Below are 24,499 nucleotides of genomic sequence, written 5' to 3'. Positions count from 1 at the left end.
CGTTTTCCGATCGTGGGACTGGCGGCGACTTTCGATTGTGGGGCTGGCGCGATTGTAGGACTGGCTTTAGCCGGGAAAGCGTCATGTGACACACCGCAAGACTGATGGCGTTCCCACTGGCCTCGTCCGTGTAGGACCGGCTTTAGCCGGGAAGGCGTCATGCGTCACACCGCAAGACTGATGGCGTACACACTGGCCTCTTCCCGGCTAAAGCCGGTCCCACTAAGTAGATCGCGTGCATTGTAGGACCGGCTTTAGCCGGGAAGGCGTCATGGGGCACACCACAACTTTGATGTCACCCACCGCTGTAGCAATCCCGTCATATTCCCTCGCTAGGCTCCGGCGACACATGTTGTAACAACTCGACCTGCGAGCGCCCGCCATGAGCAAGAAACCGGAAGATCCAGCACAGGCTTCAGTCCCCCGGCCACAGGTGGATGACAGCCGCCGACGCTTCCTCGGTGGCGTGGCGGTGCTGGGCGCAGGCGCGACCCTGAGTGGCGTGGTGGGCGCTGCCGAATCAGGCGTTGAAGGCAAGCCTGCAACGGACGCCCTGCTGACCGGCTCGGCGCTGGACAAAGCGCTGCAGGACAACGTCAAGACCATCGTGGTCATCTACGGCGAGAACCGCAGCTTCAATAACCTGTTCGCCAACTTCCCCGGCGTCGAGCGTCCGCTTTCCGCCGTGAAAGCCGACCACTACCGCCAGCGCGACCGCGACGGCAAAGTCCTCGACACCCTGCCACAGTGCTGGGGTGGCGTCTGCCAGATCGGCCCGCAAAGCGTTGACGGCGTGACCTACGCCACAGGCGTGCAGTATCAGGAAAACCTGCCCAACGCGCCCTTCCCCCTCAAAGGCCCGAGCGGCGAGGACCTGCCACTCAGCGTCGTCACCCGGGACTTGTGGCACGTGTTTTACCAGAACCAGATGCAGATCAATGGCGGCAAGAACGACGCCTTCGTCGCTTGGGCGGATTCCGGCGGCCTGACCATGGGCTATTACGCCCAGACCCAATATTCCCTGCGCCTGTGGGACGTCGCCAAAGAATTCGTGCTCTGCGACAACTTCTTCCAGGGCGCTTTCGGCGGTTCGTTCCTCAACCACCAGTACCTGATCTCGGCCCGAGCGCCGTTCTACCCGGACGCGGCGAACTCCCCGGCCAAATCGCAGATCGCCGTGCTGGAAAGCAGCGACCCGCTGGATTATCGGCTCAAACCCCTGGAGAAGTCACCGGCCAGCGCCATGACCGGACCGCCACAATTCGGCCCGAGCGCGCTGACGCCGGACGGTTACGGCGTCAACACCATGGCCCCGCCCTACTGGCCGACCTGGCTGCGGGACAAGGAGAAACCGGACTATTCGCAGCCGGGGCTGGCCAACGTCCTGGTGCCGCAAACCCATGAACACATCGGCGACAAGCTGTCGAAAAAGAACGTCGACTGGGCCTGGTACGCCGGCGCTTGGCAGGTGACGCTGGATGAATACAAGGACTCGACCGGCATCCCGAAAATCCCGAATTTCCAGTACCACCATCAGCCGTTCAACTACTTCAAGCAGCAGGGCCCGGAGAACCCGGGCGAGCGCCACAAGCGTCTGCGTGACGGCGGACTGGGGGATGAGTCGAGCACCAATAAATTCCTGGCCGACGCCGAGGCGGGCAAGCTGCCCGCAGTGACCTTCTACAAACCCCAGGGCAACCTCAACATGCACGCCGGTTACGCCGACGTGGCGGCCGGCGACCGACACATCGACCGTACGATCAAGGTGCTGCGCAACAGCCCGCAGTGGAAGAACATGGTGATTGTGATCACGGTCGATGAAAACGGCGGCTGGTGGGACCACGTCGCGCCGCCCAAGGGCGACCGCTGGGGACCGGGCACGCGGGTGCCGGCGATCGTCATCTCACCCTTCGCGCGCAAAGGCACGGTCGACCACACGGTGTATGACACCGCCTCGATCCTGCGTCTGATTACACGGGTGCATGGTCTGGAGAAGCTGGACGGATTGACCGAGCGCGACAACGCCATGGCCGCACGGGGTCAGGCACCGATGGGTGACCTGAGCAACGCGCTGCAGTTTCCGGTGTAGACAGGCGCGCAACCATCGCGGGCAGGTGGGCTGATCTTATGGGTAATCAAGCCGCCTGCCGACCGCCGCGCTCGTTCGGCAAGCAGGCGGTCAACACCGCCAGCACCACCGCGACCCCCGCGATCACGCTGTACACGGCGACGAACGAACCACTCATGCTCGCCAGCAGCCCGGCGCAGTAATTGCCGAGCATGCCGCCGACGCCCTGCATGATGTTGGCGATGCCGAAGATGGTCACGGCCAGCGCCGCGCCCCTTGCCATCTTCGACACGTACGCCGGTATCAGTCCGAAGATCGGGTAGAACGCCACGGCAAACACAATGCCCGCCACCATCGGCCAGTAGCCGGTCGGCGTGATGACCAGAATCACCGCTGCCGTTGCCACGCAGACGTACACCATCAGCATCGCCCCACGCAGGCCGATGCGGTCCGACAACGCGCCGAGCGCCAGGCCGCTGAACATGCCGACGAAACCGATGCTGGCCCAGATCTGCGCGGTGTATTCGACGCCGAAATGCAGCTCCGTGCGCAAGTAGGACGACAGGTAGTTCTGAAACGGAAAGGTCGAGAAACCAATCAGAAAATTCATCGACCAGACCTTGTATACCCAGCCCTGCAGCGCCTCACGCAGCACGCCTTTGCCTGGCCCGCCCTCACTGGCGCTCTCATCGTTGCGCAGAAAGAGCCGCGCGCGTTTGAACACCAGCAACACGCCGACGACCAGCACGACCGTGATCAGCCCGACGATCCACCACACCGTGCGCCACTCGCCCTGGGGCGCATACAACGGCACCAGCAGGCTGTTGATGAACACGCCATAACTGGTGCCGCTCGACACCAGCCCCATGGCCATGCCGCGGTATTGATAGGGCACGGCGCGCGCGATCACGTCGACCATCGGCACGAACACCGTTGCCGCCGTGCCGGCCAGCACCGTCAGCAGCAGACCGATCAGCACCACATTCTGCGCCAGGGGCATGAGCAGCAAGGCCAGGGCGCACACCGCGCCCGATCCGAAGATCATCCAGCCGCCGCCAACACGAGGCGTCAGCCAGGCCGCCAAAAGGGCGCTGGCGAGAAACCCCGCCTGCCCCGCCGCGGTGATGGTGCCGACGTAAGCGATATCGAAGCCCAGGCTGGCGCGCATATCCGGCACCAGTTGGGCAAAAAGATAGATTCCGAAACCGTAAGTGGCGGCCACGAGTCCGGTGAGCAGCAGCACAATCAGTGCATTGACACGCATCGTCGGCATCCTTGCTGATGGCCGTCGCAGACGCGGCGGCGCAGGTCGACCCGTAGAATCACTTCTGGATCAAGCAACAGGCTAGCTGAGAACTCGAGGGTTACTGGCAGGGAAACGCGTTTTTCAACGCCGCGACCACCAACACTGATTCATTCAGATGCAGGCTCTCGGGGTGCGCCTGCAACGACTGCACAATAATGCGCATCGACTGGATCATCGGAATGCCACCTTCGGGCACGCACACCAGCCGGGGCAATCCGCCCGCTTCGTGGAACAGATCCAGGGTGTCCATCGTCCCTTGCAACACCCCGACGCAATGGCCGACACCGACGCCGTTCTGCGCCACACCGCCGCTCATGCTGTTGATCCCGTCCTGGCATTCGAGCAACAACTTGTTGCCGTCCGCCAGAGCGCCAGCGCTCACACAGAGCGCGAATAACGCCGACACGCCCGCGATTGATTTACCCATCAGCGTAGCCACAATTCCTTCACCGAATGGTCCGACGCCTTACGCACCACGAGACTGGCGCGCTCACGGGTCGGCAGGATGTTTTCCAGCAGATTGGGCCGGTTGATGTCGTGCCAGATCTTGCGCGCCGCGTCCGGGGATTTCTCCGGCGGCAGATCGGCCAGTTCGCGGAAGTAGGCGCCTCGCGCACGAAACGCGGTGCGTTGCAGCATCAGAAAGCGCTCGACGTACCAGCGCTCGATGTCGCCCTCTTCGGCGTCCAGATAGATTGAAAAATCGAAGAAGTCAGAGACGATGCTGCCGGGCTTCTGCCCGTCATTGCCCGCGGTCTGCAACACGTTCAACCCTTCAAAAATCAGGATGTCGGGCTGGCTGACCTTGAAGAACTGGTCCGGGACGATGTCGTAGCTGATGTGGGAATAGACCGGGGCGGTGATTTCCGGCGTGCCGGCCTTCAGGTCCGAGAGAAACTTGACCATGCGCTTGCGATCGTAGCTTTCCGGAAAGCCCTTGCGGTGCATGATGCCGTCGGCGACAAGCCGGGCATTGGGGTGCAAAAAGCCGTCGGTGGTGATCAGATCGACCCGGGGATGATCCGGCCAGCGCGCCATCAGCGCCTGCAACACCCGGGCGAAGGTGCTCTTGCCGACCGCGACGCTGCCTGCCACCGCGACGACATAGGTCTGTCGCTTGGCAGGGCGTCCGAGAAAGGTGTCCTTGATGCTGTCGAGATTGCGCGCGGCACTGACGTGCAGATTGATCAGGCGCGATAACGGCAGGTAGATGTTGGCAACATCCTCCAGCGAGATGTCCTCGTTCACGCCCCGCAATGCGGCGAGGTCCTCTTCGGACAACGTCAATGGCGTACTGGCGCGCAGCCCCGCCCACTCCGCGCTGCTCATTACCAGATAGTCATCAGGGGCCATCAATCGCGTTCCAGTCAGGTGTCCGTATCAACAATGGTGCGAAGACTATCGTATTGGTCCAAATGGAGGGCAGATTTATTTGAATCTGCCGGGGCGACTGGCTTACCTCGCTGACGGCATCTCTGCCAGATCCGCAGCCAGGGTTTCCAGCGTCGGCCGCATGATCAGAGGCGCCGGCGCACCTTCGGGCGCAGACAGGCCAAGACGGTTATGCCAAATCGTCGGCAGTCCCACCTTGGCCGTGCCGAACAGATCGTACGCCGAACCCGCGACGAACACGGCATGGCTGGCATCGACACCCACGGTGTCCAGCGCCAGACGATAAGGCGCGGGGTCGGGCTTATAAAAGCCGGCTTTCTCCGAGGTAATGACCACGTCGAACGGGATACCCAGCACGTCCGCCGCGATCCGGCCCAGGCGCTCCGAGCAGTTGGTGACGATACCCAGCTTGTAATGAGGCTTCAGGGATTCGAGGACCGACTGGGCTTCCGGCCAGGGCTGCAACTCTCCGAAGCGCCGATCGAGTTCTGCGGCGGCATGCTTGCCCAAGCCGACTTCCATCGCCGCCTCCTTGACCAGCGTGTCATAGGGGCGATAGCGGCCGCAGCCGTAGGTCGCCTTCAGATAGGCCATGCGCCAGGTCCGGCCCAGCTCCTCGGAACCGGCGACTGAATTCCACAGGGTCCAGGAGTCCAGCAAAGCGGTGAGCAGGTCGAAAAGTACGAGTTGGATGGGGGCTGTTGGGTGGAGGGGTAATGGGGTGGCGGTTGTCATTATTGTTATTCCTGAGCGGAGGGGTGGCGTGCGGAGGATGCCCGGCCAGTCAGCGTGATGGGCCTGTGGGTTTCTTCGCGATGGACTCCATTCTAGGCGGCGCATACGGCGATGAACCGCATGTGGCCTAACACTATGGTTCAGCGTTGGTTAATGATGGGATGGTCGACGCAGCCTTCAAAGTTTTCACGGCCGATGGAGTGCGCCATGGCAGCCTAGCTGTTTTCGTCCATGCACAGAGTTAGAAGCCAGATCCACATGACAGGCAACTGAACCCGTATCGGGCGCATGTCGACGCTTGCTTAATAGGCGCTTAATGCTGAGCTTAAAAGCGGTATATAAAGTCACCTCTGCCCTGGCGCCTCCTCCTCCTCCTCCTCCTCCTCCTCCTCCTCCTCCTCCTCCTCCTCCTCCTCCTCCTCCTCCTCCTCCGACCGTCTGCACTGGCAACGCACCTATGCGATTGCCAGCGGAGGCAGCATGTACTGAGCGTACAAAATCAGCTGTAGTGTGAAATGACACTCTTCAACTGGTCGGAGAAGCTATATATATCGTCGACCGAAGCTATTGCATGTCGGGTTTCATTTTTCTCACGATCAAAAATACCTATGTACTTTTGGCTCCGGTTGAAATGCAGCCGACATATGGGTTTCCGATTGTTGTCGTCGAGCAGGATGCCGAAGTAGCTTTGTGTATCACGATGCACAATACGTTTCGCGTCAACCACCGACCTGACGATTGCTTTCACGACATGGAAGCCTTCCAGCTCTTCAAGCGTGGTTTGCACACGATCGTCATCAGTCTCTTCCACCGATTCGCTTGGTGGATTGCTATCTACTGGCGCCATAGCAAAAGTCGGCTGGATCGGACCACTGATGGCGGACTTAAGCCGGTCATTGACTTGATCACCCAAGAACTGTGCGGCAGCCTTGCGAGTTAACACTGCGAATTGTTCACGAACTTTTTGCGTGATGATCCCTTCATAAACGCGGGCAGCGAAGAACTTCACAAACTCGTCGTCAGGTTTGGTGAACTGGGCGGCTATCTCCCTTTTTATCTGGCCGACGTACTTCAACTCCCCTGCCGCGCTGATAATGGAGTCGACGTCGAAAGCGGACTTGGTGAGCTTCTCCAACTCTGGCAACGCGTGTTCGTCCAGATCAAGCAGATCCAGCTCAAGAAAAGGCTTGTCGTCCATTTTATTCGGCGCATCGAGGTCGGTATAAAACCGATAGACCCGCCCATTGGTGAGTATGGAAATTCGCGCACTGGTGACGTGAAAATAGCGGAACAGCTGACTGGCATGATTGATATGAAGGGGTTCACCGATTTTTTTGCATTCGATCAGGATTTGAACCTCACCGTTTTTCATAATGGCGTAATCGATTTTCTCTCCCTTCTTCGTACCAACGTCGCAGATGTACTCTGGAACCACTTCAAGCGGATCAAATACATCGTATCCAAGCACCGAATTAATGAAAGGCATCACGAAGGCAGTCTTCGTGGCTTCCTCAGTCTGAATCGCTGCAGATTGCTGCTGGATTTTGGCCGATAACGCGTTGACTCTCGCTAGAAATTCCATATTTCGCTCCTTGCCCGGGACAATCAGAGTAGTAGCAACTTTCCATACCGGCAATTCGAAATGAGGGCGAAATTCTCAGAACCAGAAAGGTCTTGCACGTACGCTACCGCAATCCTATGGAGCACGATCGAGTAAGGGCTAAAGCACAATGCAAAACAAGCTAAAACGCTTAAGCCCGCATCACTTCAATTCATTTAGATAGAAAATCTAGCAGCCTTTGAGCAAGTCGGACTTAAGCCGTTTTGCGCTCACCCAAAACAAGATGAAAGAAAAATAGAAATATGAGAGGGCGCAATAACCAATACCGCGGACGGTCGCATAACGCGCGATGCAGTTGGATGTCATAAGCAGGGAGGTAAACGGGGACACTAGGTAGGGATTCGTTATGGAGGCAACCCCACCAGCCACACCCCGGCACACAATGTTCCCGCTGTGGCTGCTGCCTTCCGGCTCTGACCAGGTTCACGGGTAATCGTTGCGGGGGGACCGATGGGGTCACCATAACGACGCTCGCCAGTGGCGAGCCGCGCCATTGTACCGGTCTCGCGAGAAGTTACAACCTCTTGTTTCAGATTAAGATTTTGAGTGCCGTGAGCCCCTCGCCGCCTGCGCGATGCAGCGGCTGAGGCGCTGAATGCGGCACAATGGCGCCTGCCTTTTTCACCTCCCGCACGCAAGTGGCTGGCCCCTGCCCGGCCCCGCCAGGGCGCAAGACACAGGAACCACCGATGCATTTCGCGCTCACCCGCCATGAATCCCTCTCCCCCATACAACAGCGCCAGTTGCTGGAGATCGAGCTGCTCCCCGCGCAGACCCGCCACGTCGGCGACATTCATGGCGGTCTGCACACGCTGACCGCACGTCCCGTCGCCGACCGGCAGGGCTTCGTACTGCTGGTGGACGACATCCCCCGGGGCTTTTTCGTGCTCAAGCGCAGGTCGCTGTTGCCGGAGTGGGCGCGTGAGCACGCGAAGGTGACCACCACGCTGCACGCGTTGATGGTCGATGAACGCTTTCAAGGCCGTGGTCTTGGCAAGCAATGCCTGCGCGCGCTGCCAGCGTTGGCGCGGGATTTATGGCCAGACACTGCACAGTTGATGCTGGCGGTGGAGGCCGGCAATCAACCGGCGCGCCAGTTGTACCTGGCGCTGGGTTGGCAGGCGTTGCCCGAGCGCGATCCGGACCACGTCAGTGTCGAGCGGCTGATGCTGCTCGCACTGTAATCACTCAATGGGCCAGTGATCGCAACTGCCAGACTTTGCTGCAGCACTCGACGTTCATCCAGTGCTCGAGCGCGGTGACGGTCATGGGCCGCGCGACCAGGAAGCCCTGCACTTCGTGGCAACCCAGCTCGCAGAGGATTTCGTAGACGCCTTCGGTTTCGGCGCCTTCTGCAACGACGCGATAGCCCAGGCGCATCGCCAGATCAACGATGGCTTCCACCAGGCCGCGATCCTTGTCATTGCTGTCGATGTTTTCCACCAGCGATTTGTCCAGCTTGACCGTGGTGGCGGGCAATTGCCGCAGGTAGGTCCAGTTGCTGTAGCCGGTGCCGAAGTCATCGATGGCGATGTCGATGTTCAATGCGCGCAAGCGCTCCAGCTGCAGCCGGGTGACTTCAGGGTTGTCGCACAGGGCGCTTTCGGTGAATTCGAGCTCGAAGCCACTCGGGTCGAGACCGCTGACCGTCAATTGCTCGAACAGCGCATCGCTGAACGACGCGTTGGCCAGATCGATTGCCGAGACGTTCATCGCCACTTTGAAGGCATAGCCCTGCGCCTGCCAGAGCGCCGCCTGGGCAACGGCCTTTCTCAACACCCAAAGGCTGAGCGAGCGAATCAGGGCGGTCTTTTCCGCCAACGGGATGAATTCCGCCGGGCTGATCGGGCCCAGCACCGGGTGCTGCCAGCGCAACAGTGCTTCGACGGTCACGATACGGCCGGTGGCCACTTCAAGCCTTGGCTGATACACCAGCGACAGTTGATCCGGGCTGCGCACGGCTTCGGCCAGCGCCGCCAGCAGCAGAAAGGCCCGTTGCTGGGCAAAGTCCAGGTGCGGCTCGTACCAGCGCCAGCCCGTCGACTTGCCGCGGGCTTCGTCCGCCGCGCTGACCACCAGCCGAATCCAGTCGTGCTCATCACAGCGGTCCAGCCCCAACGGCAGCACGCCGATGCCGACGTCCATTTGAATGGGGATGTTGCGGCAGATCAGCGGCCGCCGAAAATGCTCGAGCAACTGCCGAAACAGCAGCTCGGCCTGCTCCGGCCGGGCGTTGCGGGTGATCAGCGCGATGCGCGTGGGGCTGACCTTGTACAACGCGGTGTCGTCAGGCAACTGGCTGCGGCAGTTTTCGATCATGCAGCGCACCAGTTCCTGGGCGAAGCTGTAGCCCAGCGCTTTGACGATGCTGTCGAGAAACGCTGGCGCGACCATGTCCAGCGCAACCAGCGCATATTTGCGCCGATCCGCCAAAGCGGCGAGGTCTTCTTGCAGGCGCAGACGGTTGAACAGACCGGTGGGCTGATCGACGTAGCTGGCATGGCGCAGGTTGTTGAGCCGCTTCATGACCAGCTGGCCATACATCTCCAGCATCGCCACGTCACGCGGGTCGAGTGGCGGCCGAGGCGTGCTGTCGATGATGCACAGCGTGCCCAGGGCCAGGCCGTCGGCGGTCACCAGCGGCACGCCGGCGTAGAAGCGGATGTGAGGCTCGCCAGTCACCAGCGGATTGTCGCTGAAGCGCGGATCGAGCATCGCGTCAGGGACCTGAAAGATTTCGGGGCTGAGGATGGTGTATGCGCAGAAGGCGATTTCGCGGGGCGTCTCGCGCTCGTCCAGGCCTGCCCGCGCGCGAAACCATTGGCGGTGCTCGCTGACGATGGAAACAAGGGCAATGGGGACCTCGAAATAGTGGGTCACCATCAAAATGATGTGGTCGAGCACGTCGTCCGCCGTCGCATCGATTAAACCCATGTGGGTAATGCGCGAAACCCGGGAACGCTCGTTTTGGGGAAATGGAGCACCAGTGGCCATAACTGAAGTCCCTTTAAGACCGCTTTGCCAATCGCCTTGCCAGTAGTGTCAAAACGATATGTACCGGGAAAATAGCACCCCTTTTTCCCCGTTGCAGGCATCGCGGACAAGCGGCGAAGTCCTTTCACCGCTTCGTACCCGTGCTTTTTAGCCCTCACTCACCTGAGTGAATCACTGCACCTGCAGCACCTCATCAGCCTTACCGCCAGCACCCTGTATGACCAGATGGATGAAATGCAGCTTGGTGATGACCGCCGGAGGCAACACGAACGGATAGAAATCCGCCTGACCCATGGCGCGGGACAATTCGTTGAGCATGCCCGCCAGCTCGATCCACGCATTGACGAACGAGAGAAACGCCGGACCGCCCGGATGCTGAGGGTCGTACAGGGTTTCCAGCGGGAACGGCTGGTAGTCGAGATCCATGTCACGGGCACTCATGCCCAGGCTCAGCGCGGTGTCGACAGCGTCCATCATGTGCAGGTAATGCGCCCAGGTTTCGGCCCAGTCTTCCCACGGGTGCATGGTCGCGTAGGCGCTGACAAAGCTCTGCTGCCAGTCGGCCGGCGCGCCATGCTGGTAGTGATGGTCAAGGGCGTCGGCGTAGCTGGCGCGGTCGTCGCCAAACAGGTTGCGGAAACCGTCCTGCCAGTAGGTGTCGGCGATCAGGCGATCCCAGTAGTAATGCCCCACTTCGTGACGGAAATGCCCGAGTAGCGTGCGGTAGGGTTCGTGCATCTGCACGCGAACCTTCTCACGAATGGCGTCGTCGGCTTCTTCGACGTTAAGGGTGATCAAGCCACTGGCATGGCCGGTGGTGGGCAGGTTGCCTTCCAGGTCGACGCCGAGGAATTCGAAGGCCAGGCCGCGTTCTTCGTCGACGCTTTTGGGGACGACGTGAAGGCCGAGGGTGATCAACTGTGCAACCAGCCGGCGCTTGGCGGTCTCGATCTTGCCCCAGCGCTCAGGGTTTTCCGGCACGGACAGGTCGGGGATGGTCTTATTGAGGCTGCAAGCGATGCAGAAGTCGCCGGCGTTCAGCGCCGGAAACATCCAATTGCAGGCGGCTGCCGTGTCGAGGTTGGCGCAACGGCGGTAGAGCCCGGCCTGGGGCTCGTCGGTGAGACGCCAGGTCTGCGCCTCGGGGCCCGGTTCCAGCGCGGCAATCTTGCTTTGCTCGGGGAGATAACCCAACGCCGCCGAGCAGGCCAGGCACTGGCTGTTGCGGAAAAACACCGACTGTCCGCAATGGCATTGCCAGACTTTGCTGTTGCGTTTGTTCTCACCGGCGAACGGCGCCGCGATCCGTGTGCTGAGTTGCTCGAAGAACTGGAACATGGCGATATCCTGATGGGGCTGCAAGCACTAGATCGTCAAGGGTGGCGGGGGTTCCGTGGGATTTTCTTACTCTTGGGTCCCGCTTATCGGCGGGACTACTTCACTCAGGTCCAGATCCGGGGACCCGCCTAACGGCGGGCATTTCGCCTTCGGCGAGTTACTTGGAAAAGTCGAAAGTCGCACCATCCCCAAGTAACCAAGGGTGCCTGCTCCTGGTTTGGCCCTTCGTTCCTCGGGGTTCCCTCACTCCGACGACGCTCCGTGGGCCCGCGCCGAACGGACATCCATGTCCTGACGGCGCTCTCGCGGCATCCATGCCGCTCGGCCCACTCCGCGTCGTCTGCGTTCGGCCTGCACCCAAGTCGCGATTGGCGGTGTCTGGGCTGGCTGTGTATGAAGATCAAGATCAAGTGCAGATCAAAGGCTTCCCGGCTGAAGCCGGTCCTACGGGTGCGCGTTGTTTCTGCTGATCGTTGATCGTTCCCACGCTCCGCGTGGTAACGCCGCCTCGGACGCTCCGCGTCCCTGCATGACGCGGAGCGTCTTGGGATGCATGCCCACGCGGAGCGTGGGAACGATCAGTTGCCGAACTGCGAAATTGATGGTGACTCAACCGGCCTCTTCCCGGCTGAAGCCGGTCCCACTAAAGGCAGCGCGTGCATTCTGCGAGAGTCGCGGCAGACCTCGACCGTAGGACCGGCTTTAGCCGGGAAGCCCTTGATCTGCTTTGAAAGCGCTTTTGATCTTCGTACACAAAAAGCCCAAACACTGCAGAACGCGACTTGGGTGCAGGCTGAACGCAGGTCTCGCGCAGTGGGCCGAGCCGCAGGGATGCGGCGAGAGCGCCGTCAGGACATGGATGTCCGTTCGGCGCGGGCCCACGGAGCGAGACCGGAGTGAGGGAACCCCGAGGAACGAGGGGCCCAACCAGGAGCACAAGCCCTTGGTTACTTGGGGCTTTATCAAGTAACTCGCCGAAGGCAAAACAGTCTGCCCCCAGGCAGACGCTCTTGATCTTAAGGACCTTGATCTCGATATTGATCTAGCCGACCTCAACGCCATGTTGCTTTAGAAACCTCACAAACGCCTCTTCGTCGAGCACCTTAAGCCCCAGCTCGTTGGCCTTGGTCAACTTCGACCCCGCCCCCGGCCCGGCCACCACCGTGTGGGTCTTCGCCGAGACCGAACCGGACACCTTCGCCCCCAGCCCCTCCAGCTTCTCCTTCGCCACATCCCGGCTCATCAACTCCAGCGAACCGGTCAAGACCCACGTCTGCCCGGCCAGCGGCAAACCCTCCACCACCTTTTTCTCGCTCTGCCAGTGCATGCCGAAATCCTTCAGCTGCTGCTCGATCGCCAACGCCCGCTGCGCATGCTCCGGGACATCGAAAAACGCCCGCACCGCCTGCGCCTGCTTCTCCGGCAGTGTCTGCCGCATATCCAGCCAGTCTGCCGAAACCACCGCCTCAAGGGTGCCGAACTTGTCCGCCAGTTTCTGCGCCGCACCCGGCCCTACCGACGGAATATTCAGCTTGTCCAGCATCCCGCCCAAGGTCGCACTGGCTGCGAACTCAGCGCCCAAGTCGCCCGTGTCCTGAAGCTCCATCTGGCATTCGCCGAGCAAGGCCCCGATCACGTTCTGGTTGTGCTCGTCCTCGAAGAAACTGTGAATCTCATGGGCGACTTCCAGACCCACGTCCGGCAGGTACGTCAGCACCTCCGGCAGCGCCACAATCACCCGATCCAGCGAACCCAGCGAGCGCGCCAATACCTTGGCCGTCTCCTCACCCACGTCTGGAATGCCCAGCGCATAGATGAAGCGCGCCAGCGTCGGCTGCTTGCTGTCGTCGATGGCCTTGAGCAGCTTCTTGCTGGAGATTTCGGCAAAACCCTCCAGATCGATGATCTGCTCGTACTTAAGTTTGTACAGGTCAGCGGGCGAACCGATGAGCTTCTCATCCACCAGCTGCTCGATGGTCTTGTCGCCCAGGCCTTCGATGTCCATAGCCCGACGGGACACGTAATGGATGATCGCCTGCTTGAGCTGCGCGCCACAGGCCAGACGGCCGACGCAACGGTAAACCGCGCCTTCGCTGATGGTTTCCTTGCCCTTGCTGCGCTTGATCAGTTGCGTGCGCTCGACCTGGGAGCCACACACCGGGCAGGTCTGCGGGATCTCGACGGCGCGCGCGTCTGTCGGGCGGCGCTCCTGCACCACCTGCACCACCTGGGGAATCACGTCCCCGGCGCGGCGGATGATCACCGTGTCGCCGATCATCAGGCCCAGACGCGCCACTTCGTCCATGTTGTGCAGCGTCGCGTTGGCGACCGTCACACCGGCGACTTTCACCGGCTTCAAACGGGCGACCGGCGTGACGGCGCCGGTGCGGCCGACCTGGAATTCCACGTCGAGCAGCTCGGTGAGTTCTTCCATGGCCGGGAATTTGTGGGCAATCGCCCAGCGCGGTTCGCGGGCGCGGAAACCCAGCTCGCGCTGGGCGGCAATGCTGTTCACCTTGAACACCACGCCGTCGATTTCGTACGGGAGCGTGAGACGTTTCTCGCCGATGTCGTGGTAGTACGTCAGGCAGTCTTCGATGCCGTGGGCGATTTTCATCTCGCGGCTGATCGGCATGCCCCACTCTTTCAGTTGCTGGAGGTTGCCGGTGTGGGTGTCGGCGATGTCGTGGGACACCTGGCCGATGCCGTAGCAGCAAAATTCCAGCGGGCGGTTGGCGGTGATTTTCGAATCCAGCTGGCGCAGGCTGCCGGCCGCCGCGTTGCGCGGGTTGGCGAAGGTCTTGCCACCCACTTCAAGCTGACTGGCGTTCAGACGCTCGAAGCCGGCCTTGGACATGAACACTTCGCCGCGCACTTCGAGGGTGTCCGGCCAGCCCTTGCCGTGCAGCTTCAGCGGGATGTTGCGCACGGTGCGCACATTGACGCTGATGTCTTCGCCGGTGGTGCCGTCGCCGCGGGTGGCACCACGCACCAGCGCGCCGTTCTGGTACAGCAGGCTGACCGCCAGGCCGTCGAGTTTCGGCTCGCAGCTGTATTCCACCTTCTTCGAAGCAGCCGGCAGGTCCAGCCCTTCGTTGACCCGACGATCGAACTCGAGCATGTCGGTTTCTTCGAAGGCGTTGCCGAGGCTCAGCATGGGGATTTCGTGGCGCACCTGGGTGAACGCCGACAGTGCCGCACTGCCCACCCGCTGGGTCGGCGAGTCAGGGGTCACCAGATGCGGGTTCTCCGCCTCCAGCGCCTTCAGCTCGTGGAACAGCCGGTCGTACTCGACGTCCGGGATGCTTGGCTCGTCGAGCACGTGATAGCGGTAATTGTGCTGATCCAGCTCAGCGCGCAGTTCAAGGATGCGGGTTTCGGCGGCTTTCATAAAAATAATCTCGAAATGCAAAAGAGCAGCCGAAGCTGCTCAATTGGTGATGCTTGAATCTGTGGGAGCGCCAATCAACGGCGCTGGGTCAGGGCGCGGCGTTCGAACTCGACGATGCGCTGACGGTAATGCTCGATGGTTTGCGCGGTCATGACGCTGCGCTGGTCATCTTTCAATTCACCGTTGAGCTCGTGGGCCAGCTTGCGAGCGGCGGCGACCATGACATCGAAGGCCTGCTTCGGATGACGCGGCCCTGGCAGACCCAGGAAGAAGCTGACGGCGCGGGTGCTGAAATGGTCGATATCGTCCAGATCGAACACGCCCGGCTTGACCGCATTGGCCATCGAGAACAGCACCTCGCCGTTGCCGGCCATGCTTTCGTGACGGTGGAAAATGTCCATTTCGCCAAAGCGCAGGCCGCTTTCCAGAATGTTCTGCAACAGCGCCGGACCTTTGAAGCCGCTTTCGTCCCGGGAGATCACGCTGATCACCAGCACTTCTTCCACCGGTGGCAGGTCCTTGTCTTCGGTGATGCGCTGGTTCGGCTTGTCGTCCGGGAAGTCGTCGTCGCGGGCACTGAACAGGTCAGGACCGGCGCTCAGGTTAAGGTCGCCCTGATGCGGCTCGTCCTTGCGCTTGCCCCGTCGCGGTTCACGTTCGGCGCGCTCCCGGGGCGCTGCACTCATCGTCGGCAGGTCATGCTCGTCGAGTTTCGGTTCTTTATGGGTGTCGAGGACGCGCGCAGGGCCCAGCACTTCGGCGGACGTTGGTTCGTCGTCGTCCGGCAGGTTGGATAAGTTGCGGTCCAGCCTGAATTTCAATTTGCCCTTGCCGCCGCGCATACGGCGCCAGCCGTCAAACAGAATACCGGCAATGACAATAATGCCGATGACGATCAGCCACTCTCGCAGACCGATTTCCATGTAGTCCCGTGCCTCTAATGAAATTCTGAAAATTAAGGGCGCAAACCCCTTTAAAACGTGGAGCCAACTCTATGTTCTGAATGGCCTTTTACCCACGCGAAATGGAAAAGTGGACATTAAGCTAGCACGACCAAAGGCAACTTTACACCGTCTGTTACATCTGGCAGGTCACAAGCATCTGTCACGCTGCGGCGGTGGTTCCTGTACTGGACGTCCGTGCGCCACTTTTCCCTGCAAATCTTCATGATCGCCACGCGATCAACTGCGCATCCTGCTATGACTCCACCAGCGCCATCGCCTCCTCTACGTCCACCGCCACCAGCCTTGAACAACCCGGTTCGTGCATGGTGACGCCCATCAACTGGTCAGCCATTTCCATGGCGATCTTGTTATGAGTGATGTAGATGAACTGCACCGTCTGGGACATCTCTTTGACCAACCGGGCGTAGCGCCCCACGTTGGCGTCGTCCAACGGCGCATCGACTTCGTCGAGCATGCAGAACGGCGCCGGGTTGAGTTTGAAGATGGCAAAAACCAGCGCCAGCGCGGTCAGGGCTTTCTCACCCCCGGACAGCAAATGGATCGTGCTGTTTTTCTTGCCGGGAGGACGCGCCATGATCGTCACCCCTGTATCGAGTAAATCTTCGCCCGTCAGTTCCAAGTAAGCGCTGCCGCCACCGAAAACTTTTGGAAAAAGTGCCTGAATTCCGCTATTTATCTGATCAAAGGTCTCTTTGAAACGGTTGCGGGTTTCCTTGTCGATTTTACGAATGACGCTTTCCAGCGTGTCCAGCGCTTCGACCAGATCGGCGTCCTGGGCGTCCAGATAGCGTTTGCGTTCGGACTGCTGCTGATACTCGTCGATGGCAGCGAGGTTGATGGCGCCAAGACGCTGAATCCGCGCGGCGATGCGTTCCAGCTCTTCTTCGGCGGCCTTCTCGTTGGCGTCGGCGGTCAGGGTCGCCAACACGCCGTCCAGGTCGTAGCCGTCTTCGTGCAGTTGCTCCTGAAGCGCCTTGCGCCTCACGGTCAGGGTCTGCCATTCCAGGCGCTGTTGCTCCAGTTGCCCACGCAACAGCGCCGATTGCTGCTCGGCCTGGTTGCGACGTTTCTCGGCTTCCCGCAGTTCGCGGTCGGCGTCTTCCAGGGCGTTCTTGGCGGTTCGCATCTCCTCGTCGACCACCATGCGCTTTTCCAGCAGCTCTTCGAGCTTCATGCGCAGTTCTTCCAGCGGCGCGGCGCCCTCCTCCAGATTCAGGCTCAGTTGCTCGCGCTTCTCGGTCAGGCGCTCGGACTGCATCTCCAGACGCTCCAGGGCCTGACGGGTGGAATCATGCTGCGCGCGCAGCGAACCCAGGCGCACAGCCAGCTGGTTGGCGTGATCCTTATGCTGGCGGGCTTCCTGACGCACCCGGTCCAGGCGCTCGCGCAGGCTGTCGCGCTGGGCCAGCAGCAGCTCGCGCTGTTCGGTGTCCAGCGCCATGCTGTCGAGGGCGTCCTGCAGTTGCAGGCGGGATTCGCCGAGGGTTTCCTGCTCCATGGCCCGCTGTTCGGCGAGCTCGGTCAATTCTTCATCGAGCCGCGTGCGGCGCAGTGTCAGTTGCTCGACCTTGGCTTTGGCAGCGGACAACTGCGCCTTGAGCTCGCTCTGCTGACGGGCTTCGTCCTGCAAGCGACGGCGCAATTGCTCGCGGTTGTCTTCCTGGGTGCGTTGCTGCTCGCGCTGAGTTAGCAATTGTTCATCTAGCGCGGCCAGGGTCGCCTCACGTTCGTCGCGCTCGGCTTCAAGGCGCTGCAATTCCTGACCCCGCGCCAGCACGCCGCTTTCGGCCTCGCTGGCGCGGCGCACGCGGAGAAAGTCCCTACCGACCCAATAGCCGTCGCGGCTGATCAGGCTTTCACCGGCGCCCAGTTGGCCGCGAAGCGCCAAGGCATCGTCGAGGGTTTCCACGGGTTTGACTTGGCCCAGCCAGTGGGCCAGATCGACCTGCGTATCGACTTTGTCCAGCAAACTGCCAGGTATGCGCGTGACATCAGCGCCGGGACTCACCAGGCGCAGGTCGCCCTGACTGAATCCGGCCAGATCGAGACCGGCGAAATCATCCACCAGCACCGCATTCAGGTCGGCGCCCAACACGGTTTCCACGGCCATTTCCCAGCCCGCCTCGACCCGCAGCCCTTCGGCCAGCCGCGGACGCTCGCTGAGCTGATGATCGCGCAGCCATTCGGCTGTGCCGGTGCCGGGATCGAGTGCCGCCTGTTGCAGCGCTTCCAGCGACGCAAGCCGGCCGTTCAAGCGTTGCAGATCGCCCTGGGCCTGTTGCTGCGCCTGGGTGGCCTGTTGTAGATCGACGCGCAGTTGCTCAAGGCGCTCGATCAGGTGTTCTTCTTCAGCGGTCAGTTCTTCGAAAGCCATTTCCCGCGCGGCGAGGTCTTCGCTGAGTTCGAGAATCGCGGCGTCTTCGGGGTCAGCCGCGAGCAATTGGCGCTCTTCACCCAAACGCCGTTGACGCTCGGCCAGGCGCTCCAGGCTGGTTTCCAGCTGCTGAATGCGCGACTGCTGCACTTCCGCCTGCCGCCGGGGTTCGGCGGACGTGAGATTGAAAGCGTCCCACTGCTCCTGCCAGCCGTGCATGGCGGTCTCGGCGTCTTCCAGCGCGGCGGCGGATTCTTCGGCGGCGGCGAGGGTGATTTCCTGCTCCGGCTCGAGCATTTCCAGCTCTTCGCCAAGGGTCGCCAGCAGTGTGCGGTCGTGGCCCAGGTGGGATTCGGTTTCCAGGCGCGCGCGCTCGGCTTCGCGCAGGTCGTCCTGCAACTGACGCAAGCGTTGCTGACCGTGCTGGATGCTCTGCTCTACCCGGGCAATGTCGCCGCCCACGGAATAGAAGCGCCCCTGCACGATATTGAATCGCTCGGACAGGTCGTGATGACCGTCGCGCAGGCGCTCGATGGCGGCGTCGGCGCTGCGCTGGTCAGCGACCAACGACTCGAAGCCGACCTCCTGATTGCCAATCACCGATTCGCGCTGGGCCACTTGCTCATTCAGCGCCTGCCAGCGCAACGCCGACAGTTGCGCCTTGAGCTGACGCTCTTCGGCTTTGTATTCCTGATACTTCTCGGCCGCCTGGGCCTGACGCTGCAGGCGCTCCAGCTGACGACCCAGTTCTTCGCGCAAATCGGTCAGGCGCGCGAGGTTTTCGTGGGTGCGGCGAATGCGGTTTTCGGTGTCGCGGCGGCGCTCCTTGTACTTGGAGATGCCGGCGGCTTCTTCGATGAAATTGCGCAGGTCTTCGGGCTTGGCTTCGATCAGCTTGGAGATCATGCCCTGCTCGATGATCGAGTAGCTGCGCGGGCCCAGGCCGGTACCGAGGAAGATGTCGGTGATGTCGCGGCGACGGCATTTGGTGCCGTTGAGGTAATAGCTGTTCTGGCTGTCGCGGGTCACTTTGCGGCGAATGGAGATTTCCGCGTAGCTGGCGTATTCGCCCACCAGGGTGCCGTCGGAGTTATCGAAAACCAGCTCGATGCTCGCCTGGCTCACCGGCTTGCGGCTGGTGGAGCCGTTGAAGATGACATCGGTCATCGACTCGCCGCGCAGGTTCTTGGCCGAGCTTTCGCCCATGACCCAGCGCACCGCGTCGATGATGTTGGATTTGCCGCATCCATTGGGACCGACCACGGCCGCCATGTTGCTGGGGAAGTTCACCGTCGTCGGGTCGACGAACGATTTGAACCCGGCCAGCCTGATGCACTTGAGGCGCATGAATCAGCTGGCCGCCAGGGCAGACAAAACCGATTGGCAGCTGCGCTCGGCGTAGCAGGTCAGCACGTCGCGGATGCGCGCCAGATCCCGCGCCACCACCGCTTCGAGCAACTGGCCGAACAGAGTCAGGTATTCGCTCATTTCCGCCTCGCGTTGATCCAGGGCGAGGAAATAGAAGCGGCTCATGGAGGGCTGCAGGTTCTCGACGGTCTCTTCCAGGTACGGGTTGTTGGCGAACGGATAGGCCGCGCGCATCACGTTGAAGCTCTCTTCGACGAAGCCTTTCACGTCCTGGCGCTCGCAACTGGCCATGAGCCGCTGCTGAATCTGCTGGAACGGCGCCAGATCGACCGGCTCCTTCCAGCTGCGCGCCACGGCCAGACCGAGCAGGATATACATCTCGCTCATCAAGGCGCAGAGGCTGGTGATGTTGTGCGGGGTCAGGACCGACACCTGCGCGCCACGACGGGGCAGGATCACGATCAGGTGGCGGCGTTCGAGAATCAGCAACGCCTCTCGCACCGAGCCCCGGCTCACGTTCAGCGCGGCCGTGACCTTCTGCTCCTGAATCCGCTCCCCTGGCTTGAGCTCGCCGCGGATGATGCGCTCGGCAAGGTGGTGAGCGATCTGCTCGGCGAGGCTGTCAGGTGCCTTGAACGTCATTTCTTACCTTCAACTTCTTGGGTCGCAAACAAGCGGCGGAGTGTATCGCACTGCAGGTCTGTGGCGCAGGGCCATACTGTGGAAACTGGCACGAATTAAGCAGAAACACGGATATGTTCTGCTCACGTGCACCCAGTCTTTAAACATCATGTTCACCTGAGTTATCGGCCATATTTCGAAATAATGAATTTCTTGACCTTTGAGTCAGAAATTAATTGACCCGATAGTCAGAGCTGATAGATTCATCGACATGTTCGATGACCCCTCCGCCGGCAGCTGTGACCAGTGCTTTTAAATGACAAGAACGAGGCGCGACCCGTGATCCAGTTTCTCCTGAACCAAGAGCTGAAAACCGAACAGGCTCTGGACCCCAATGTGACGGTGCTCAACTATCTGCGCGAGCATCTGCACAAGTCCGGCACCAAAGAAGGCTGCGCCAGCGGCGATTGCGGCGCGTGCACCGTGGTCGTTGGCGAGCTGACCACCGATGCGGCGGGCCGGGAGCAACTGAGTTATCGCAGCCTCAATTCCTGTCTGACCTTCGTGGCCTCGCTGCACGGCAAGCAACTGATCAGCGTTGAAGACCTCAAGCATCAGGGACGCTTGCATAGCGTTCAGCAGGCGATGGTCGACTGCCACGGCTCCCAGTGCGGTTTCTGCACGCCGGGCTTTGTCATGTCGCTGTTCGCGCTGCAAAAGAACAGCGCCGAATCCGCCTCCTCCGACACCAGGCACGCCCAGGCCCACGAAGCCTTGGCCGGAAACCTATGCCGTTGCACCGGCTATCGACCGATCCTCGCGGCGGCCGAGCAAAGCTGCAGCCAACCGCAGGCTGACCAGTTCGATGCCCTGAAAGCTCAGACCATCGCCCGCCTCAAGGCCATTGCGCCGACGCAAACCGGCGAGCTGAACAGCGGCGACAAGCGCTGCCTGGTGCCGCTGACCGTGGCGGATCTGGCCGAACTCTACGAGGCCAATCCCCAGGCCCGGCTCTTGGCCGGCGGCACCGACCTGGCCCTTGAAGTGACGCAATTCCATCGCCCGCTGCCGGTGATGATCTACGTCGGCAACGTCGCGGCGATGAAGAAGATCGAGCATTTCGAAGACCGCATCGAGATCGGCGCGGCCACGGCGCTCACCGATTGCTACGAAGCACTGAGCCGCGAGTACCCGGACTTCGGTGAATTGCTGCACCGTTTTGCATCGCTGCAGATCCGCAATCAGGGCACCCTCGGCGGCAACATCGGCAACGCGTCCCCGATTGGCGACTCGCCGCCCCTGCTCATCGCCCTGGGCGCGAAGATCGTGCTGCGCAAAGGCGAGCAGACCCGCACCCTGGCGCTGGAGGATTACTTCATCGATTACCGGGTGACGGTACGTCAGGAAAGCGAGTTCATCGAGCGCATCATCGTGCCCCGCGCCAACGCCCGACAGACGTTTCGCGCGTACAAGGTTTCCAAGCGGCTGGACGACGACATCTCGGCGGTCTGCGCAGCGTTCCGCGTGCACGTCGAGAACGGTGCCATCGTCGACGCCCGCGCGGCGTTTGGCGGCATGGCGGCGATCCCCAAACGCGCCGCCCATTGCGAAAAGGCACTGATCGGCCAGCCGTGGACGTCGGCCACCATCGAGCGTGCCTGCGCCGCACTGGCCGAAGATTTCACGCCGCTGACGGATTTCCGCGCGAGCAAGGAATACCGCCTGCTCAGCGCACAGAACCTGCTGCGTAAGTACTTCATCGAAGTGCAAACGCCCCACATCCAGACGCGGGTGACAGCTTATGTCTAACCATCATTCAGCCAAGTCCCAGGAAGAAATGGTCGCCCTGTTCCAACAGGACCTGACCACCGGCGTGGGCCGCAGCGTCAAGCACGACAGCGCCGACAAGCACGTCTCCGGCGAAGCGATCTACATCGACGACCGCCTCGAATTCCCCAATCAGCTGCACGTGTATGCACGGCTGTCCGACCGTGCCCACGCGCGCATCGTCCGCGTCGACGTGTCGCCCTGCTACGCCTTCGACGGCGTGCGCATCGCCATCACCCATGAAGACATTCCCGGCCTCAAGGACATCGGTCCGCTGCTGCCCGGCGATCCGTTGCTGGCCATCGACACGGTCGAGTTCGTCGGTCAGCCGGTCATTGCCGTGGCCGCCCGGGATCTGGAAACCGCACGCAAGGCGGCCATGGCCGCGATCATCGAATACGAAGACTTGGAGCCGGTGCTCGACGTCGTCCAGGCCTACCGCAACAAGCACTTCGTGCTCGACAGCCACACCCACCAGCGCGGTGATTCGTCGACGGCGCTGGCGTCCGCCACCCACCGGATTCAGGGCACGCTGCACATCGGCGGTCAGGAGCACTTCTACCTGGAGACGCAGATTTCGTCGGTGATGCCCACGGAAGACGGCGGCATGATCGTCTATTGCTCGACGCAGAACCCGACCGAGGTGCAAAAGCTCGTCGCCGAAGTGCTGGACGTGCCGATGAATAAGATCGTCGTCGACATGCGCCGTATGGGCGGCGGCTTCGGCGGCAAGGAAACCCAGGCCGCGAGCCCCGCGTGCCTGTGTGCGGTGGTTGCGCGCCTGACCGGTCAGCCGACCAAGATGCGCCTGCCCCGCGTGGAAGACATGATGATGACCGGCAAGCGGCACCCGTTTTACGTCGAGTACGACGTGGGGTTCGACGACGACGGACGCTTGCACGGGATTCAGCTTGAACTGGCGGGCAACTGCGGTTATTCGCCGGACCTGTCGGCGTCCATCGTCGACCGCGCGATGTTTCACGCCGACAATTCGTATTACCTGGGCGACGCCACGATCAACGGCCATCGCTGCAAGACCAACACCGCGTCGAATACCGCTTATCGTGGCTTCGGCGGCCCCCAGGGGATGGTCGCCATCGAGGAAGTCATGGACGTCATCGCCCGGCATCTGGGCAAGGACCCGCTGGCGGTGCGCAAGGCCAACTATTACGGCAAGACCGAGCGCAACGTCACCCATTACTACCAGACAGTCGAGCACAACATGCTCGAAGAAATGACTGCCGAACTGGAAGAAAGCAGTGACTACGCCGAGCGACGTAAAGCGATCACGGCCTACAACGCCCACAGCCCGATTCTGAAGAAAGGCCTGGCCCTGATTCCGGTGAAATTCGGCATTTCCTTCACTGCCAGCTTTCTCAACCAGGCCGGCGCGCTGATCCACATTTACACCGACGGCAGCATCCACCTCAATCACGGCGGCACCGAGATGGGCCAGGGTCTGAACGTCAAGGTGGCGCAGGTGGTGGCCGAGGTGTTTCAGGTCGACATCGACCGTGTGCAGATCACCGCGACGAATACCGACAAGGTGCCGAACACGTCGCCGACGGCCGCCTCCAGCGGCGCTGACTTGAACGGCAAGGCGGCGCAGAACGCTGCGGAAATCCTCAAGCAGCGGCTGGTGGAATTCGCAGCCAGGCATTACCAGTGCGATGAGTCGCGGGTCGAGTTTCGCAACGGTCATGTGCGCGTCGGCGAGCAGGTCATCAGCTTCGACACGCTGGCGCAGCAGGCGTGGATGGGCCAGGTGTCGCTGTCGAGCACGGGCTATTACAAGACGCCGAAGATTTTCTACGACCGCAGCCAGGCGCGCGGCCGGCCCTTCTATTACTTTGCTTTCGGCGCGGCCTGCACTGAGGTGCTGGTCGACACCCTGACCGGCGAATACAAAATGCTGCGCACGGACATTCTTCACGACGTCGGCGCCTCGCTGAACCCGGCCATCGACATCGGCCAGGTCGAGGGCGGCTACATTCAAGGGATGGGCTGGCTGACCACCGAGGAACTGGTCTGGAACGACAAGGGCAAGCTGATGACCAATGGCCCGGCGGGCTACAAGATTCCGGCCGTGGCCGACATGCCGGCGGACCTGCGGGTGAAGCTGGTGGAAAACCGCAAGAACCCCGAAGACACGGTGTTCCATTCCAAAGCCGTGGGCGAGCCGCCGTTCATGCTGGGCATCGCCGCGTGGTGCGCGATCAAGGACGCGGTGGCGAGCCTGGGCGATTACCGGCATCAACCGAAGATCGACGCGCCGGCGACCCCGGAACGGGTGTTGTGGGGGTGTGAGCAGATGCGGGCGTTGCGGGCTGCGGCGCCGGAAGCGGAAGGTGTCGCCCATGAGCTGGCGGGTTCGCCAGTTTGAACAGTGGTGGCTTGAGCCAACGCCTTCGCGAGCAAGGTGGAGCGCCACCCCGGTCGTTCCTACAGTCCAAATGCGAGCCTGTAGGAGTGAGCTTGCTCGCGATGAGGCCAGCACGG

The 24,499-nt window shown here is 61.4% G+C and carries 15 protein-coding genes and 1 other RNA gene; 4 read left to right on the top strand and 12 right to left on the bottom strand.

The features are described 5' to 3' along the window. Window positions 1–382 precede the first annotated feature (382 nt). On the top strand, window positions 383–2,089 hold the full coding sequence (acpA, locus tag M1E04_RS08865; protein ID WP_456292780.1) for an acid phosphatase: 1,707 nt from the start codon (window positions 383–385) through the stop codon (window positions 2,087–2,089). A gap of 46 nt (window positions 2,090–2,135) precedes the next feature. Here the strand turns inward: acpA and M1E04_RS08860 are convergent, their stop codons facing one another. The 6 genes from M1E04_RS08860 to ffs form a co-directional block, all read right to left on the bottom strand. Further along, window positions 2,136–3,332, bottom strand: coding sequence for an MFS transporter (locus tag M1E04_RS08860; protein WP_456292779.1), 1,197 nt, complete (start codon window positions 3,330–3,332; stop codon window positions 2,136–2,138). A 100-nt stretch (window positions 3,333–3,432) separates the two neighbouring features. After that, window positions 3,433–3,801: a Rap1a/Tai family immunity protein gene (locus M1E04_RS08855; protein WP_456292778.1), complete on the bottom strand. Its 369-nt coding sequence runs from the start codon at window positions 3,799–3,801 to the stop codon at window positions 3,433–3,435. Further along, complete coding sequence (gene coaA / locus M1E04_RS08850) at window positions 3,801–4,727, bottom strand: type I pantothenate kinase (RefSeq protein ID WP_065988705.1); 927 nt, start codon at window positions 4,725–4,727, stop codon at window positions 3,801–3,803. Before coaA ends, M1E04_RS08855 begins: the two co-directional genes overlap by 1 nt. A gap of 102 nt (window positions 4,728–4,829) precedes the next feature. After that, complete coding sequence (locus M1E04_RS08845) at window positions 4,830–5,501, bottom strand: HAD-IA family hydrolase (RefSeq protein ID WP_456292777.1); 672 nt, start codon at window positions 5,499–5,501, stop codon at window positions 4,830–4,832. A 499-nt stretch (window positions 5,502–6,000) separates the two neighbouring features. After that, window positions 6,001–7,083 (bottom strand): type I restriction endonuclease, encoded by a 1,083-nt coding sequence (locus M1E04_RS08840; RefSeq protein ID WP_456292776.1) that lies wholly within the window; start codon window positions 7,081–7,083, stop codon window positions 6,001–6,003. A 395-nt stretch (window positions 7,084–7,478) separates the two neighbouring features. Further along, window positions 7,479–7,575: signal recognition particle sRNA small type (gene ffs, locus M1E04_RS08835), an RNA gene on the bottom strand. 236 nt (window positions 7,576–7,811) lie between these two features. Here ffs and M1E04_RS08830 point away from each other — a divergent pair. Then, window positions 7,812–8,306, top strand: a complete 495-nt coding sequence (locus tag M1E04_RS08830) for a GNAT family N-acetyltransferase (protein WP_456292775.1) — start codon at window positions 7,812–7,814, stop codon at window positions 8,304–8,306. A gap of 4 nt (window positions 8,307–8,310) precedes the next feature. Here the strand turns inward: M1E04_RS08830 and M1E04_RS08825 are convergent, their stop codons facing one another. The 6 genes from M1E04_RS08825 to M1E04_RS08800 all read right to left on the bottom strand — a co-directional run bounded on the left by M1E04_RS08825 (window position 8,311) and on the right by M1E04_RS08800 (window position 20,194). Continuing rightward, complete coding sequence (locus M1E04_RS08825) at window positions 8,311–10,116, bottom strand: putative bifunctional diguanylate cyclase/phosphodiesterase (RefSeq protein ID WP_192130073.1); 1,806 nt, start codon at window positions 10,114–10,116, stop codon at window positions 8,311–8,313. A gap of 171 nt (window positions 10,117–10,287) precedes the next feature. Beyond that, window positions 10,288–11,454, bottom strand: coding sequence for a zinc-binding metallopeptidase family protein (locus tag M1E04_RS08820; protein WP_192130072.1), 1,167 nt, complete (start codon window positions 11,452–11,454; stop codon window positions 10,288–10,290). A gap of 1,042 nt (window positions 11,455–12,496) precedes the next feature. Continuing rightward, window positions 12,497–14,845 carry an NAD-dependent DNA ligase LigA gene (gene ligA, locus M1E04_RS08815; RefSeq protein WP_456292774.1) on the bottom strand — a complete coding sequence of 783 codons (2,349 nt, stop codon included), beginning with the start codon at window positions 14,843–14,845 and terminating at the stop codon, window positions 12,497–12,499. A 74-nt stretch (window positions 14,846–14,919) separates the two neighbouring features. After that, a complete protein-coding gene (gene zipA, locus M1E04_RS08810) occupies window positions 14,920–15,768 on the bottom strand; it encodes a cell division protein ZipA (protein ID WP_065988711.1) in 849 nt (282 codons plus the stop codon). 274 nt (window positions 15,769–16,042) lie between these two features. Beyond that, window positions 16,043–19,531, bottom strand: a complete 3,489-nt coding sequence (gene smc, locus M1E04_RS08805; protein ID WP_456292773.1) for a chromosome segregation protein SMC — start codon at window positions 19,529–19,531, stop codon at window positions 16,043–16,045. 3 nt (window positions 19,532–19,534) lie between these two features. Continuing rightward, window positions 19,535–20,194: a GntR family transcriptional regulator gene (locus M1E04_RS08800; protein WP_065988713.1), complete on the bottom strand. Its 660-nt coding sequence runs from the start codon at window positions 20,192–20,194 to the stop codon at window positions 19,535–19,537. Window positions 20,195–20,512: 318 nt separating this feature from the next. On the opposite strand from M1E04_RS08800, the gene xdhA reads away from it, so the two are divergent. After that, window positions 20,513–21,982, top strand: coding sequence for a xanthine dehydrogenase small subunit (gene xdhA, locus M1E04_RS08795; RefSeq protein ID WP_369319299.1), 1,470 nt, complete (start codon window positions 20,513–20,515; stop codon window positions 21,980–21,982). Beyond that, window positions 21,975–24,383, top strand: coding sequence for a xanthine dehydrogenase molybdopterin binding subunit (gene xdhB, locus M1E04_RS08790; protein WP_456292772.1), 2,409 nt, complete (start codon window positions 21,975–21,977; stop codon window positions 24,381–24,383). The genes xdhA and xdhB overlap by 8 nt, the downstream gene beginning before the upstream one ends. Window positions 24,384–24,499: the final 116 nt, after the last annotated feature.

The sequence above is a fragment of the Pseudomonas sp. AK106 genome (genome assembly GCF_053903055.1).
This window is presented reverse-complemented; position numbering and strand designations above follow the sequence as displayed.

Bases quoted from the DNA above. Each gene is read 5' to 3' on its own strand.
- acpA (WP_456292780.1), top strand. From the start codon at position 383: ATGAGCAAGAAACCGGAAGATCCAGCACAGGCTTCAGTCCCCCGGCCA.
- M1E04_RS08840 (WP_456292776.1), bottom strand. From the start codon at position 7,083: ATGGAATTTCTAGCGAGAGTCAACGCGTTATCGGCCAAAATCCAGCAG.
- M1E04_RS08855 (WP_456292778.1), bottom strand. From the start codon at position 3,801: ATGGGTAAATCAATCGCGGGCGTGTCGGCGTTATTCGCGCTCTGTGTG.
- xdhB (WP_456292772.1), top strand. From the start codon at position 21,975: ATGTCTAACCATCATTCAGCCAAGTCCCAGGAAGAAATGGTCGCCCTG.
- M1E04_RS08800 (WP_065988713.1), bottom strand. From the start codon at position 20,194: ATGACGTTCAAGGCACCTGACAGCCTCGCCGAGCAGATCGCTCACCAC.
- M1E04_RS08845 (WP_456292777.1), bottom strand. From the start codon at position 5,501: ATGACAACCGCCACCCCATTACCCCTCCACCCAACAGCCCCCATCCAA.
- zipA (WP_065988711.1), bottom strand. From the start codon at position 15,768: ATGGAAATCGGTCTGCGAGAGTGGCTGATCGTCATCGGCATTATTGTC.
- ligA (WP_456292774.1), bottom strand. From the start codon at position 14,845: ATGAAAGCCGCCGAAACCCGCATCCTTGAACTGCGCGCTGAGCTGGAT.
- M1E04_RS08860 (WP_456292779.1), bottom strand. From the start codon at position 3,332: ATGCGTGTCAATGCACTGATTGTGCTGCTGCTCACCGGACTCGTGGCC.
- M1E04_RS08820 (WP_192130072.1), bottom strand. From the start codon at position 11,454: ATGTTCCAGTTCTTCGAGCAACTCAGCACACGGATCGCGGCGCCGTTC.
- smc (WP_456292773.1), bottom strand. From the start codon at position 19,531: ATGCGCCTCAAGTGCATCAGGCTGGCCGGGTTCAAATCGTTCGTCGAC.
- M1E04_RS08825 (WP_192130073.1), bottom strand. From the start codon at position 10,116: ATGGCCACTGGTGCTCCATTTCCCCAAAACGAGCGTTCCCGGGTTTCG.
- M1E04_RS08830 (WP_456292775.1), top strand. From the start codon at position 7,812: ATGCATTTCGCGCTCACCCGCCATGAATCCCTCTCCCCCATACAACAG.
- coaA (WP_065988705.1), bottom strand. From the start codon at position 4,727: ATGGCCCCTGATGACTATCTGGTAATGAGCAGCGCGGAGTGGGCGGGG.